The sequence below is a fragment of the Flavobacterium chryseum genome (assembly GCF_004362015.1).
Classification (GTDB): Bacteria; Bacteroidota; Bacteroidia; order Flavobacteriales; family Flavobacteriaceae; genus Flavobacterium.
Genome location: NZ_SNWW01000001.1, coordinates 323904 through 338173 on the forward strand (window position 1 = coordinate 323904; position 14270 = coordinate 338173).

Annotated in this window: 15 protein-coding genes; 2 read left to right on the forward strand and 13 right to left on the reverse strand. The window is 32.2% G+C overall.

Translation table 11 applies throughout. The features are described from left to right. Positions 1–240 precede the first annotated feature (240 nt). The 12 genes from atpG to EV143_RS01440 all read right to left on the reverse strand — a co-directional run bounded on the left by atpG (position 241) and on the right by EV143_RS01440 (position 11437). On the reverse strand, positions 241–1101 hold the full coding sequence (gene atpG, locus EV143_RS01385) for an ATP synthase F1 subunit gamma (protein WP_133506198.1): 861 nt from the start codon (positions 1099–1101) through the stop codon (positions 241–243). Between the two features lie 82 nt (positions 1102–1183). Then, on the reverse strand, positions 1184–2761 hold the full coding sequence (gene atpA / locus EV143_RS01390; protein ID WP_133506199.1) for a F0F1 ATP synthase subunit alpha: 1578 nt from the start codon (positions 2759–2761) through the stop codon (positions 1184–1186). A 37-nt stretch (positions 2762–2798) separates the two neighbouring features. After that, a complete protein-coding gene (gene atpH / locus EV143_RS01395; RefSeq protein WP_133506200.1) occupies positions 2799–3332 on the reverse strand; it encodes an ATP synthase F1 subunit delta in 534 nt (177 codons plus the stop codon). A gap of 7 nt (positions 3333–3339) precedes the next feature. Further along, on the reverse strand, positions 3340–3840 hold the full coding sequence (locus tag EV143_RS01400; RefSeq protein WP_133506201.1) for a F0F1 ATP synthase subunit B: 501 nt from the start codon (positions 3838–3840) through the stop codon (positions 3340–3342). Positions 3841–3928: 88 nt separating this feature from the next. Beyond that, positions 3929–4126, reverse strand: a complete 198-nt coding sequence (atpE, locus tag EV143_RS01405) for an ATP synthase F0 subunit C (RefSeq protein ID WP_008465835.1) — start codon at positions 4124–4126, stop codon at positions 3929–3931. Positions 4127–4158: 32 nt separating this feature from the next. Continuing rightward, the gene (gene atpB / locus EV143_RS01410; RefSeq protein ID WP_133506202.1) at positions 4159–5334 is read right to left on the reverse strand and encodes a F0F1 ATP synthase subunit A; all 1176 of its coding nucleotides are present in this window, start codon (positions 5332–5334) and stop codon (positions 4159–4161) included. 119 nt (positions 5335–5453) lie between these two features. Continuing rightward, complete coding sequence (locus tag EV143_RS01415) at positions 5454–5846, reverse strand: hypothetical protein (protein ID WP_133506203.1); 393 nt, start codon at positions 5844–5846, stop codon at positions 5454–5456. Positions 5847–5903: 57 nt separating this feature from the next. After that, positions 5904–6131: an AtpZ/AtpI family protein gene (locus EV143_RS01420; RefSeq protein WP_133506204.1), complete on the reverse strand. Its 228-nt coding sequence runs from the start codon at positions 6129–6131 to the stop codon at positions 5904–5906. Next, positions 6097–6507, reverse strand: a complete 411-nt coding sequence (locus EV143_RS01425) for a bactofilin family protein (RefSeq protein WP_133506205.1) — start codon at positions 6505–6507, stop codon at positions 6097–6099. The genes EV143_RS01420 and EV143_RS01425 overlap by 35 nt, the downstream gene beginning before the upstream one ends. A 4-nt stretch (positions 6508–6511) precedes the next feature. Beyond that, on the reverse strand, positions 6512–9127 hold the full coding sequence (gene porW / locus EV143_RS01430) for a type IX secretion system periplasmic lipoprotein PorW/SprE (RefSeq protein ID WP_133506206.1): 2616 nt from the start codon (positions 9125–9127) through the stop codon (positions 6512–6514). Positions 9128–9217: 90 nt separating this feature from the next. Beyond that, the gene (locus EV143_RS01435; RefSeq protein ID WP_133506207.1) at positions 9218–9913 is read right to left on the reverse strand and encodes an ABC transporter ATP-binding protein; all 696 of its coding nucleotides are present in this window, start codon (positions 9911–9913) and stop codon (positions 9218–9220) included. 63 nt (positions 9914–9976) lie between these two features. After that, positions 9977–11437 carry a DUF5687 family protein gene (locus EV143_RS01440; protein WP_133506208.1) on the reverse strand — a complete coding sequence of 487 codons (1461 nt, stop codon included), beginning with the start codon at positions 11435–11437 and terminating at the stop codon, positions 9977–9979. Between the two features lie 128 nt (positions 11438–11565). Here EV143_RS01440 and EV143_RS01445 point away from each other — a divergent pair, with 128 nt between their 5' ends. Together EV143_RS01445 and EV143_RS01450 are read left to right on the forward strand one after the other, a co-directional pair. Beyond that, positions 11566–12618: a ferredoxin--NADP reductase gene (locus tag EV143_RS01445; protein WP_133506209.1), complete on the forward strand. Its 1053-nt coding sequence runs from the start codon at positions 11566–11568 to the stop codon at positions 12616–12618. A 233-nt stretch (positions 12619–12851) separates the two neighbouring features. Next, on the forward strand, positions 12852–13259 hold the full coding sequence (locus tag EV143_RS01450; RefSeq protein WP_243739773.1) for a hypothetical protein: 408 nt from the start codon (positions 12852–12854) through the stop codon (positions 13257–13259). Here the strand turns inward: EV143_RS01450 and EV143_RS01455 are convergent. Next, complete coding sequence (locus tag EV143_RS01455) at positions 13248–14255, reverse strand: glycosyltransferase family 9 protein (RefSeq protein WP_133506211.1); 1008 nt, start codon at positions 14253–14255, stop codon at positions 13248–13250. The genes EV143_RS01450 and EV143_RS01455 overlap by 12 nt on opposite strands. Between the last annotated feature and the right edge of the window lie 15 nt (positions 14256–14270).

Genomic DNA, 14270 nt, shown 5'->3' on the forward strand with positions numbered 1-14270 from the left:
TGTAACCCTTAAAAAACAGAGCATTGGGACTGATAAAGCTAGTTTGTTCCCATAAAAGACAAAGCATTGCGGGATGTAAATCTGCCTATTAAATTATAAAATGATATTGATTCTCAATTTTGATTAATTGGGAATCAACATTTTATAATTTCTTCACTTAAAAATGAAATTGAAAAAGTATTATAAAAAAAGAGCCAGCAAATATTTGCTGGCTCTTTTTTTATATCTTAACTAATAAAATTATCCGTTCAAAGCTTCTGCTCCACCAACAATCTCTAAGATTTCATTAGTAATAGCAGCCTGACGTGCTTTATTATAAGTCAATTTCAATTGGTTTCTTAACTCTGTTGCGTTATCAGTTGCTTTATGCATTGCTGTCATACGCGCTCCGTGTTCTGAAGCAAATGAATCACGAATACCTTTGTATAATTGCGTTTTTAATGACTTAGGAATTAAAGTCAAAACAATTTCTTCTTTTGAAGGCTCAAAAATATAATCTCCACCAGAAACCGGTGCATCAGATTTAATTGGAGCCAAAGGCAAAAACTGCTCAGTTTGTACAATTTGAGTTGCAGCATTTTTAAACTGATTATAGATCAATTCAATTCTGTCATATTCTCCGGAAAGAAATTTTTCAATTAAATTATCAGCAATTCCCGCAACATTATCAAAAGTTAAATGATCAAAAATTGCATTATGATGACCGTGAACTTTATGTGTTTTACTTAAAACATCATTTCCTTTTTTACCAATAGCAAAAACATCAACTTGTTTTCCTGCATAAAACTCAGTACGGCTTTTAATCTCTTTAATTACATTCGTATTGAATGCACCACATAAACCTCTGTTTGAAGTTATGGCTACAAGCAATACTTTTTTTACTTCACGTTGTGTTGTGTAATCTCCTCCAACTTCACCTTCAAGTGTAGCAGAAAGATTTTGTAGCAACTCTGTTAATTTCTCGGCATAAGGGCGCATTGCAGTGATTGCATCTTGTGCTTTCTTAAGCTTTGCAGCAGAAACCATTTTCATAGCCGATGTAATTTGCATCGTAGATGAAACGGAAGTAATTCTATTACGGATTTCCTTTAAATTTGCCATTAATTGTTTGTTTATCGTTTGTTGTTTTTAGTTTATTGTTGGGCGAACCACAAACAATAAACTAAAAACCATAAACTAAATATTAGATATATTTTGCTGAAATTTCTTTTGCTGCTTTTTCAATAACATCAGTAATGTTATCATCTAACTTACCAGCTTTCAAAGCATTAAGCGTATCCTTATGTTTGCTGTTTAAGTAAGCTAAGAAATCAGATTCGAATTCTTTTACTTTATTTACAGGAACGTTTCTTAATAAGTTTTTAGAACCTGCATAAATAATAGCAACTTGATTTTCAACAGGATATGGATCATTCAAACCTTGTTTCAAGATCTCAACGTTTCTTTTTCCTTTTTCAATTACGTTTAAAGTAACAGAATCTAAGTCAGAACCAAATTTAGCAAAAGCTTCTAATTCACGGAATTGAGCCTGATCTAATTTTAAAGTTCCAGAAACTTTTTTCATTGATTTAATCTGAGCATTACCTCCAACACGAGATACAGAAATACCTACGTTAATTGCAGGACGAACTCCAGAGTTGAACAAATCTCCATCAAGGAAGATCTGACCATCTGTAATCGAAATTACGTTTGTTGGAATATATGCAGAAACGTCACCAGCCTGAGTTTCGATAATTGGCAATGCAGTTAATGAACCACCACCTTTTACGATAGACTTGATAGAATCTGGTAAATCATTCATGTTTTTAGCAATTCCATCATCAGCAATTACTTTACAAGCACGCTCTAATAAACGAGAGTGTAAGTAGAAAACGTCTCCAGGATATGCCTCACGTCCCGGTGGTCTTCTTAATAAAAGAGAAACCTCACGGTAAGCAACAGCTTGTTTAGATAAATCATCATACACAATAAGTGCAGGACGACCTGAATCTCTAAAGTATTCTCCAATTGCAGCACCTGCAAAAGGAGCATAAACTTGCATTGGAGCCGGGTCAGAAGCATTAGCTGCAACAATAACTGTGTAAGCCATTGCACCTTTTTCTTCTAACATTTTAGCGATTCCTGCTACAGTTGAAGCTTTTTGTCCAATTGCAACATATATACAGAATACAGGTTTTCCTGCATCGTAAAATTCTTTTTGATTTAAGATGGTATCCAAACAAACAGTTGATTTACCTGTCTGACGGTCTCCAATAACAAGCTCACGCTGTCCACGACCAACCGGGATCATAGCATCTACTGCTTTTACTCCTGTTTGTAATGGCTCAGTAACTGGCTGACGAAAGATAACTCCAGGAGCTTTTCTTTCTAACGGCATTTCGTATAAGTCTCCACCAATTGGTCCTTTTCCATCAATTGGAAAACCAAGAGTATTAACTACACGTCCTACCATTTGCTCACCTACTTTAAGAGAAGCAATACGTTGTGTTCTTTTTGCTGTTGATCCTTCTTTGATTCCTGTTGATGGCCCTAAAAGTACCACACCAACATTGTCTTCTTCAAGGTTCAATACAATTGCTTCAAGTCCGTTATCAAATTCAACTAACTCACCATATTGTACATTAGATAGCCCGTAAATACGAGCAATACCATCTCCAACTTGAAGTACCGTTCCTACTTCTTCTAGCGTAGCACCAGATTCAAAACCTTCTACTTGCTTTCTTAATATTGCTGAAATTTCAGCAGGTTTGATTTCCGCCATCTTAATTTATAATTTAGACACTTTTTGTGTTATAAAACTAATTACTTAACTCTCTTTTTAATACCTGCAATCTGTTTGCTACAGAAGCATTGTATTGCTTATCACCTATTCTTAAAATAAATCCTCCAATAATTGCTGGATCTACTATATTTTCTATTGTTATTTTTTTATCTGATAAAGTAGCAACTTTTGCTAAAACTTTAGCTTCTAATGCAGCATCCATAGGAATAGCAGTAGTAACTTTTGCAATTTCAACTCCATTGCTTTTGTCAAATAATTTATTGTATTCTAATGCAATTCCTTCCAGAATTTCGAATCTTTTATTTTCAAATAATAAATGAAATAAACCTTTAGTTACACCATTTACACTTGCAAAAACTTCTAAAAGAGCACTTTCCTTAACTTCAACTTTTGTAGTTGGGTTCTGAATAAAGGTACTCAATTCTTCATTACTTTCTATTGCTAAAGCTATAGATTTCATATCGTTATTAACAGCTTCGGCAACACCTTTAGAGTTTGCTAAGTCTAGAATTGCTTTTGCATAACGAATTGCTGCTCTTGTACTTGCCATAATAATCTTAGTTTAACTTTACGTCACCTAACATTTTCTCAACTAATTTAGTTTGAGACTCCTTGTTAGATAATTCCTCTTTCAATAATTTTTCAGCAATGCTTAATGATAAAGTTGAAACTTGTAATTTCAATTCAGCCATTGCAGCATTTTTTTCGCTTTCGATAGCAGCTTTAGCTTGCTCAATCATTTTTTGACCTTGCTCTTGTGCTTCGTTTTTAGAATCAGCAATCATTTTCTCTTTCATTTCACGAGCTTCTTTTAGCATCGCGTCACGTTCTGCACGAGCTTCATTCAAAATTCTTTGATTGTCAGCTTGTAAATTTTGCATTTCTCTTTTTGCATTTTCAGCAGAAAGTAATGCATCTTTAATACCTTCTTCTCTATCAGTGATAGATTGCATGATTGGTTTCCATGCAAATTTTACTAAAAGTAAAATTAGAACCAACAAGATTAAAGCTTGCCAAAAGAATAAACCGAATGAAAAATCGTTAATTAACTTATCCATTTTATAACTATATTAAATATTTAATTTCTTTTTTAAAAGTAACAACACCTTTAACCAACCGTTAAAGATGTTGTTATTTCTTTCTTTATTATTTTCCTAAGATTAAGGCAGCAAATGCTAAACCTTCTAATAAAGCCGCGATAATAATCATCGCTGTTTGAATTTTACCAGCAGCTTCTGGTTGACGAGCAATCGCGTCCATAGCAGATCCACCGATTTTACCTAAACCTAAACCTGCACCGATTACTACTAAACCTGCACCTACTAAAGTTGGAATTGTTCCCATAAGTATTTATATATATAAAATTAAACTTCTAATTAAATGATTGCAGTCTCATCTTCGTGATGATGTGCGTGATCATGATCCTGAACGGCCATACCAATAAACAATGAAGATAACATTGTAAAAATGAAAGCCTGTAAAAATGCAACTAAAACTTCGATAACCGAAATAAATAATGTTAATCCTAAAGAGATTGGCAAATCTGCAGCTAAATTTTTACCTACGAAAATCATTGCAATCAAACTCATTATTACTACGTGACCTGCAGTAATATTAGCATACAAACGAATTAATAATGCGAATGGTTTTGTTAAGGTACCTAAAATCTCAATTGGAGCAAGGATAATTTTCATTGGAACAGGAACTCCCGGCATCCAGAAAATGTGACCCCAATAATCTTTGTTTGCACTAAATTGTGTAATGATAAAAGTAAAGGCTGCTAAACAAACTGTAATAGCAATATTTCCTGTAACGTTAATTCCTAGTGGAGTCATACCTAATAAGTTTAACAACCACACAAAGAAAAATACGGTTAACAAGTAACCCATATATTTTCTGTATTTTTTCTCGCCAATATTTGGAACAGCGATTTCGTCTCTGATAAAAATAATTAGTGGTTCTAAAACTCTTCCAAATCCAGTTGGGATTGGTCCTTTTTTATATGATCTGGCTAAACCAGTAAACATTATTAATAATAATATTGAAACAAAAAGCATTGATACTACATTTTTTGTAATAGAGAAATCTAATGGTTTTTCGTTTTCAGGATGTCCGTGTTCATTAAAATTAATTGTTCCGGCAGCATCTGTTTTGTAAATTTTACCATGAACTAATTTGTAGAAGTTTCCATCAACTTCTGCAACTTCTTCACCATGGTGTAATTTTGAAGATGAAAAAATTTTCAAACCTCCATCAATAAGGATAACTGGTAATGGGAAACCGTAATGTTTGTTTTCCTTTTCATCTGAGAAGAAAACAAAATCGTGAGAATCTTGTAAGTGATGGTCAATAAAAGCATCCACTTTTGCCTTTGGATCAAGAGCTACATGCTCTCCTTCCACAGGAGCGTTATGCGAAACTACTTTCTCTTCATGAGCTACCTCATTTTGCACATGCGTTGAGTCATTCTCTGAATTTGCAAAACTCATTACTGGAGAACAAGCTACTAAAGCGGCAAGAATAAATTTGAGCGGTTTGTTGGAAATCACCATATCTGTTAAAAATCTTATTTTTTTACGTTTCTAAAATTTGGTGCAAAGGTACATTTTTTATTAATATTCAAAAGGATATGAAAAATTATTTTTGAACCTTGTTTTACAGAATCGTTATTTTAACGCTTTTCATTTAGTAATCGGACAGTTAAAAGCGTTTCAAATAACAAAAATAAAATAAATGTTAAAAAAAAACTGATTTTTTCGATCATGACCTCTTCTGATTTGTTTTCTAAAATCGGTCTCAAAACTAAATAACCTAATAACATTTGTGTGAAGGTTCCAAATAAGAAAGCCATTCCAACAATTTCAAAATTCTTCTTTTTTACTATTAATAATATAAGGTATAACAATGCGGATATTCCGAAAAAAATCAAATACAAGAATTCTATACTATAATAAAAGTTTTGGGGGTTAACTTTTAAAAATAGAAAAACTGCTCTGTGCAAAATATAAGCCGCTAAAGCAAAAAAGAATAAGTGTAAAATAGGTTTGTAATTTTTTAAAAGCATTTGAAATATTTTTTGCAAAGATGCAACATTTATTTAAAGCTGATTTTAAAAGATAACTTACTTTGTTTTATTGATTTCGTTAACCTGACGGATAACATTATATAAGGCGAGTGCAACGCCAACCATTACAAAAATAGTATTGTAATATACTTTAGGACTAGGATGGTTTTCATCTAACCAACTACCAAAATAGGAAAATAAAAAAATAATAATTCCCATTTGAACGGGAATATTAATCAATGGCAACCACTTATTCCTTCTGTTTTTGTTCGGCTCCTTTTCCATCTTTTATTGTTACTTCATTAGTATTTGTTAGCATGGTACAAGTAGCGATAAATTCAGCTCCAGGCTCAATAGATAGTTTTCCTACGGCGACTTCTCCTTGAATATGTGCAGATGCTTTTATATTTAGAACTTCCAAAACTTTTATTTTTCCTTGAAAAATTCCTTCAATATCAGCATTGTTACAAATTATTTCGCCTTTTATGACACCGGATGCGCCAATGACTAATTTTCCCTGCGAAGTAAAATTACCTATTAATTCGCCATCTAATCTAAAATCTGCTTTAGAAACTATATCGCCAATAATTGATGTGCCTTCTACAATTCTATTTGTTTTTCCTAATAATTCTGTTCCGTTTTTTTTTACTTTATCAAACATGGTGTTATGGAGTTTTGGGGGCTACGTAAACTTCAAGATTTTTTTTAATTTGAACAACTTTATAATTGTCGCTGGAAATAATAATTGCCGGCTGAGAGATTTTAAATCTTTTATCATCTCTTAAAACGCCCACAACATCATTAGCATAAGCTTCAGATTGTACACCATGTATAACAACAAAATTTTGGGTTTTATTGTATTTATCCAAAGAAGTTTTAAGCCTTTGATAATTCTCTACAGCTAAAAATTTCTTGATTGATTCTTCTATAAGTTTTGCTGATTTGGCATCGTCATGAGGAATTGGGTAAATAATTTTCCAGCTCTTGCTGTCAACCGTTGTAAAATCTAGTTTTTCTAAACTTGGCACTTGTTTCTCCAGAATTTCTCGTGCATTTTTTCCTTCTTCGGTATTCGGATAATTATCAGCAACTGCTTCAAGACCTTTTTTATAGGCAACCAAACCTTCTACTTTTCCTAAAGTATTAGCTTTCAACAACTCAAATTTAGAAACAATCTCTTCTCCCGAATATTGATTGATCAGGTTATCAATATTATTTAAAACTACATCAAATTGTTCTTCCTGGTACAATTTAAACCATTTTTGATATTCTTTGTCCGGTGATGCTACATCAGCTTCATTTGTATTGTTTAAAATTTGAGCATATCTTGAATTTGGATATGTTCCTACAATATTAGCTTTCATCGCTTGGGCTTTGGCCGGATTTGTAATTTGATAAATCTTGTACAAATTATACATTGCCGGTAAAACCAACTTTTCTTCCGGATTGTTTTTTAATAACTGCTCCAGTTTATCGCTTGCTAAATTGTATTCTTTAAATTTCTCTTTGTAAATTAATCCCAATTGATAATAGGCAAAGTTGCGTTCCTTACCAATACTATCCATTGCAATTTGTGTTGTTGGAAGTTTTTTCTCGTAAAATTCTGTGGTGTATTTTTCTATAATAATAGAATCTTTTACGACATTCAAATCATCTTGATTATTACTTAAGGTATCATTTAATGCAGCATTATTAGCAGATTTTATTGTAGACAATCTCCAGTTGCCACCCAAAGTTCTGTTTCCCCACATTTTTTTGAATTGCAGTTTTCCGTACGCAACTGTTGTTGGATTGTAAAAATAAAAAGTACTTGCTGTACTATTTCCGCTTGGTGGAACAATTCCCACTGCTGGCATATCTGAAGGTTTTCCTAGTGAATTAGGATTCACCGCTGTTGGACCACTGTCAGAATTTGTATTGCGTTCTATGTTCGCTAACCTTTCCTTTTCTTTCTCTTCTAAAATGCGTTTGGCCTCATCTTTCTTTTTGAGCTCTGCAATGTAAGATTCAAAATAAATTTTTCTATCAGAATCCGGCAAACCTTTTACCTTAATAATACTATCATTACGTTTTGCAATTGCTTCGTATTTTATAACGTCGTCAAGATTTTTTCGGTTTTTTTCGATAAAAGCAAACTCTCTGCTTTTTGGATCTAATTTTACCAAAGTACTGTCGTAGTATTTTGCAGCCATTGTATAATCTGTATTTTTAAAATACATATTACCAATATTTCTATAAGTAGAAGCTACTAAATATTCATCTTTAGATTTTCTGGCTAATGATTTATTATAGAATGTTAATGCATTATCCTGTTGTTTCTTTTTATCGTAAAAAACACCCATTTCATATAAAAGCACATCATAATAAGGTCTGTTTTCACGGTCTTTAACTAACTTATTATAAGTCTTTAAAAATATGGTGTCATTGCCATTATCATAATCATACATTTGTGCTTTTTTAGCATACGCATGCATCATATATTTTCTGTCGGCTTTACGATTCATATCAATTACACCATCGTAAAAATAGGTTGCGCTGTCATTTTTTCCAGCTTCCTGATACATTTGTCCAAGAATAAAACGGTATCGGGCTTTGTCTTCGTTTATTCTCGTATATTCTTCAGCAATTTTAAGTTTGGTAACGGCGCTGTCTCTTTCTTCTAAATTTAAAAAAGCTTCTGCCAATAAAGCATTCGCATCCGAAAATGTTTGTTTATCTAAGTCGGTTTTCTTTAAAAGTAATTTGATGTTTTTAATAACAATACCATCATTTCCTAAACGCATGTTGGTTTTTTCGCGCCAGATTTTTGCTGTGTAAATATTACTGCTATTAGGGTATTTATATAAAATATAATTGAAGGCTTCTAATGCCGGAATAAATCGCTGATCGTAATATCTGGCTTTTCCAAGCATTAAATAAGCTTCGTCTACCTGATAGTTCTTTTCTCTTCCGCCAATATTCATAGAGTGCTTCTGAATGGCTTTTGTTGCTTTCGTTTCGGCCTTTTCAAAATCAGGATTTTTGGTTTTGTTGTCGTCCGGAAAACTTTCATCAAACTGCATTTTTTCAATAGGAAGCAGCTTCCAGAAATTGTCCTGATCACTGGCTTTTATAGATGCTAAACCTTTATCTAAGCCAATGCCGCCATTGTACAAAATGTTATATTTTGTACTTAAAGCATGAGAATTTCTAGACAAAAAGGTGTTTTTTTTGGTAGAACAAGCTATCAAAAAGAATAAAAACACCAGAACAAAACCATATTTAATTGTAGTCTTTTTCAATAGAAAAGAGTTTAAATCATTTAACTTCTAAAAATGATTTTTAGTATAATGACGCGTAAAAATACGCTTCTTTTTTGTAATAATTAAAACTTAAACAGCAAAAAAAGATTCAAGTTCTTGTAAGGTTTCTTCTGATGTTTCAATATCTTTTACGATCTCACCTTTATTAAGTGCCACAATACGATCGCAAACCTCGACAGTATGCTGCAAATCATGGCTGGAAACCAGAACTGTAACGTTTGGGTTTTGAGCTAATTCTTTGATGATTTTTTTTAATCGGCTAACAGTTGTTGGATCTAAATTCGCAAAAGGTTCATCTAAAATAACTACTTCAGGATTGCCAATAAGTGAGGCAATAATCCCCACCTTCTTCTGATTTCCCTTAGACAAATCGCGTAAATATTTCTTGTTGTTTAAAATTTCGCCATTAAAAAATTCTTCATGCTGCGCCAATAAAGCATCAATATCAGCTTTGTTTTGATGACGCAAATCTCCAATAAAATAAAAATATTCCTCCGGAGTTAAATATCCAATAAGAAAACTTTCGTCTAAAAAAGAACCTGTAAAAGATTTCCAGTTTTCACTTGTGTTTACCTGAATAGTATTGTTTGTAATATTTCCTGTCGAAGGCTGAATCAAATCTAAAAGCAAACTAAAAAATGTTGTTTTTCCTGCTCCATTATTTCCCACTAACCCAAAACTTTGTCCTTTTGGAATTTCAAGATTATTAATATTTAAAACTGTAGTTCCGTTATATTTTTTTGAAAGTTGATTTACTTGTATCATTTTTATACGTTTAATTATTGGTTTGGTTAATCGTTAATTTGGTTTTTCTTAATAACTAAAATTTTAATTCTTTTGTTTGTAAGCACTTATCGTACTGTACTTTTCTATTTTGTATCTTTTTTCGATTAATGAAAAAACAGCGTTCCTAAATATAAAACCTAAAACTCCGGCTCCTGTTACCAACAATAGTCCGACTGTTTTATTTCCTAAATAAAGTCCGATTCCGTACAGTGCCAATGGCAATAAAATTTTGGGCAGCGTTAATAACATGGCGCTTATATTGAATGCTTTTTTGTCTCCAAAAGCTCCGCTTGCAGAACTTAAATCAATTGGTGTTTTTGTAAATGCGCCTCCCAAAAGTACTAAGTGTGAGTTTACACCAATATTATAAATTGCGCCTACAATAATGGTGAGGTAAATTTCCCACCCGAAAAAAAGATAAAATGAAGCAATTATTGTCGAAATAATAGTGGCAATAACAATCAACCACCATTTTGATGTAATATAACCGCGATACGGAATATTTTGTGTCATCATTAATTGATAATAAGAACTATCCCAGCTTGGTACAAACTGACCGAAGACGAATAGAAATCCGCCCGAAACAAATATTCCTGCAAAAATATGCATTACGGCAGGTTGATGTGTATTACCAAAAAAGATGAATCCGTAAAACAAAAAGAAAACACTCAACAATATAGTCGATTTCGATCTTTTATTTCTTCTGATCAGTTTGATGTCATTTTTAAGAAACGTACCCAATATTCCAAATTGATTTAGCCACGAAAGATTTTCGGTTGTAGCAATATCTTCTTTTTTAGAAAGTCCTGCATCTAAAAATAAATTGTTTTTAAAGTATTTAAATGTAAATAAATATAATCCGACCAATACCAAAACAGGAATTAAAAATATTCCTTTCGTTTCATAAAATCCCTCAAAAAATGGAGTTGTAAAAATCGTAATGTCAAAGACTTTATAATATTGTGCGGTCGCCAAAGCGAGGGCCAATAGGATAAAAACAGCAAATAATTTATCGATATTACTCAGAATAATATTTAAAAAATTGTTGATGTATACAATTGAAAAAACTGCCAAAAGCCAAAAAATGATTCCCAGAATGTCATATCCTTCTATTGCCAATACAATAGCAAAAGGCAGAAAGAAAAGAGCGTGAACCCAATTAAAAAAGGATAAGGCTGTTTTTCCTAAAGAGAAATGAACTATGGTTGGTTTTTTAAATGGAAGTACCAATAGCGGTTTGATATTGAGTACCGGTATCGCCTGCATTAATAATCGAACCACTAAATCGAACAAGAAATAATAGATCAAAAATTTGTTGATGGTAACTAATGGCTCAAGATTTACTTTTCTTAAAATGTAAAATGCTCCAACTCCCATTGCGATAAAAAGTACCGAAAAATAGACCATTACAAAGCCTATTAAAATTTTCATTGCGAGATTTGTACCAAAAGATGCGGATCTTGTAAAGGCTTTCCATTCAAGATAAATAAACTTTTTAATCATGGTGGTTTGGTTTTTAGTTTTGTAGTAAGAGATCAAATGTAAGAAAACGTTACAAAAAAAGTTAAAAATAATATTTTAGTGTCTGTCATTTAATCTCCGTTTGTTATTTTTGCATAAAATATACAATCATGCCTTCATTTTTAAAACTTATAATTAAAGAGGTAAAACGCGAAACTGCCGATGCTGTTTCGGTTCTTTTTAATGTTCCCGAAGAACTAAAATCAGATTATAAATTTATAGCTGGACAATACATCAATTTAAAATTAACTCTTGATAATCAAGAAATTCGCCGTGCATATTCTATTTGCTCAGCGCCAGAAAGCGGAGAATTGCGTATTGCGGTAAAAGCGGTAAAAAACGGACTTTTTTCTCAATTTGCCAATACAAAATTAAAAGCCGGAGATGTTCTTGAAGTAGGACAGCCAGAAGGAAAATTTACTTTTGAACCTGATGCTGAAAGACAAAGAAATTATGCGGCTTTTGTAGCCGGAAGCGGAATTACTCCTGTGCTTTCTATAATAAAATCTGTTTTAAAAGGTGAGCCAAAAAGTTCATTTGTATTGGTTTACGGAAACAGAACTCCTGAAACAACTATTTTCCATCAGGAATTGCATGATTTACAATTGCAGTATGTAGGTCGCTTTTTTGTACATTATGTATACAGTCAGGCTAAAGCTGAAAACGCATTGTTTGGCAGAATCGAAAAATCAGCAGTGAATTTTGTTTTGAATAACAAACACAAAGAATTGCAGTTTGATAAGTTTTATTTGTGCGGACCGGAAGAACTTATCAATACGGTTTCCGGAATTTTGAAAGAGAAAAATGTAAAAGAATCAGCAATTAAGTTTGAGCTTTTTACTTCTTCATCACAAGAACATGAAATAAAAACTTCTTTAGAAGGACATACAAAAATTACCGTTATGGTTGATGATGATGAAGTTTCATTCGAAATGTCTCAAAAACAAACCATTCTTGATGCAGCATTAAAACAAGGAATTGATGCTCCGTATTCTTGCCAGGGCGGAATTTGCAGCAGCTGTCTAGCTCGTGTAACTTCCGGAACTGCAGAAATGACTAAAAATTCAATTTTGACAGATAAAGAAATAGCATCTGGTTTAATTTTAACTTGCCAGGCGCATCCAACTTCAGAATCTATTTATGTAGATTATGATGATGTATAGAAGATTAAAATTTTAAATACAAAAATTCCAAATCCCAACTTTAAAATTGGGGTTTGGAATTTTTTTTGTTTTATAATTATATTGGATTACAATAAAAACAAATTTTTATTAAAATATTGCCAAGTTTTCATTATTTTAGTGGTGTAATTACGGTAATCGCAATCTCATGATTTATGAGATTTGTAGAGCTAAATCAAATTTGTCAACACGTTTAAATATTAAATATTATGACAATGCATCACTTCCTTCGTTTATCATTTATAGCACTTTTTGTAATAACAGCTCTTTTTTGTGTTTACTTTATAATTAAAAAACAACGAAATAAAAAAGGACCAAAATTACTTACAGAAGAAAAATATAGCTCAACTATGATTGGGAAAATGACTGAAATAACAGTTTCTGACAACAATATTTTTAATATCTGGCCTTATATAAGCAAATTAAAAGCTGCTAAAGTACTATCGCACAAAATTAAAGAATCTCAATTGATGCATAAAGTCTATAGAAATTCAACCGAAGATTTTGAACACATTTTACTAGCTACAGAAAAAGAAAATCACTTTGTTGTAATTGTTGCTAATAGAAACAAAAAGAAAACTATCGGGTATTTTCTCCATGATTTAAATGGATTATATGCTTAACTGTATTTTTTGAACAATTTCATCTGGAGAAATGCTTCTCATCGCATCTTCATAACCTTCAACAATTTTATTTCCGTAAACTGAAGTTGGAAGTTTTGGATATTGATTTCTATCTGAAGTTAATGCGTTTTCTAAACTCTGATTAAACGGCAAAAACCCTGCATACGGATGTGTTGCGCCCCAAAGTGTAATTACTTTAACGCCCAGCATTGCTGCAATATGCGCGTTTCCGGAATCCATAGAAAGCATGATATTGAGATTACTAATTAGTTGTAATTCTTGCTGAAACTTGATTTTTCCAGCCATATTAATTACATTCTCAAAAGGTTTTGAAAATGAATCTAAAATTTCGATTTCCTTTTTTCCACCACCAAAAAGTAAAATTTTATATGATGAATTTTCCGCTAATTTTGCAATAACCTCTGTCATTAAATCTATCGGATAAACTTTAGAATCATATTGTGCAAAAGGCGCAATTCCAATCAATTTTTGATTTTGTTTTCCGATAATTTCTAAAATATCTGAATTCAAATTTGCTTTTTCAGGAAATGCTGGATTTGATAAATCTAAAGGAAAGCCAAGTTCTTCAAACACTTTTGCATGCCTTTCGAACATCGTTGGCAGCTGTTTAAAAATTTTATTTTCGGCTCGGGTTAACTCTTTTTTGCCTTCTCTTCCTTTGTCAACTGTAGCTCTTTTTTTTCCGCTTAAAGCGAAAAGTAAACTCACAATTTTAGATCTTAAAACATTATGAAGATCTGCAAAGGCATCAATTTTAAGTTTCCTTACATCTTGAAATAATTTCAAAAGTCCATTAAAACCTTTGTGACGTTCTTTTTCATCAAAAGCAAAAAATTCAAGATTGGGAATTCCATCAAAAAATGGTTTAAAAAACGGACGTGAAATTACTGTGATTTTAACCTCCGGATACTGTTTTACAAAAGCGCATAAAACAGGAACCGTCATGGCGACGTCTCCCATTGCGGAAAGTCTCATGACGGCTATATGCTT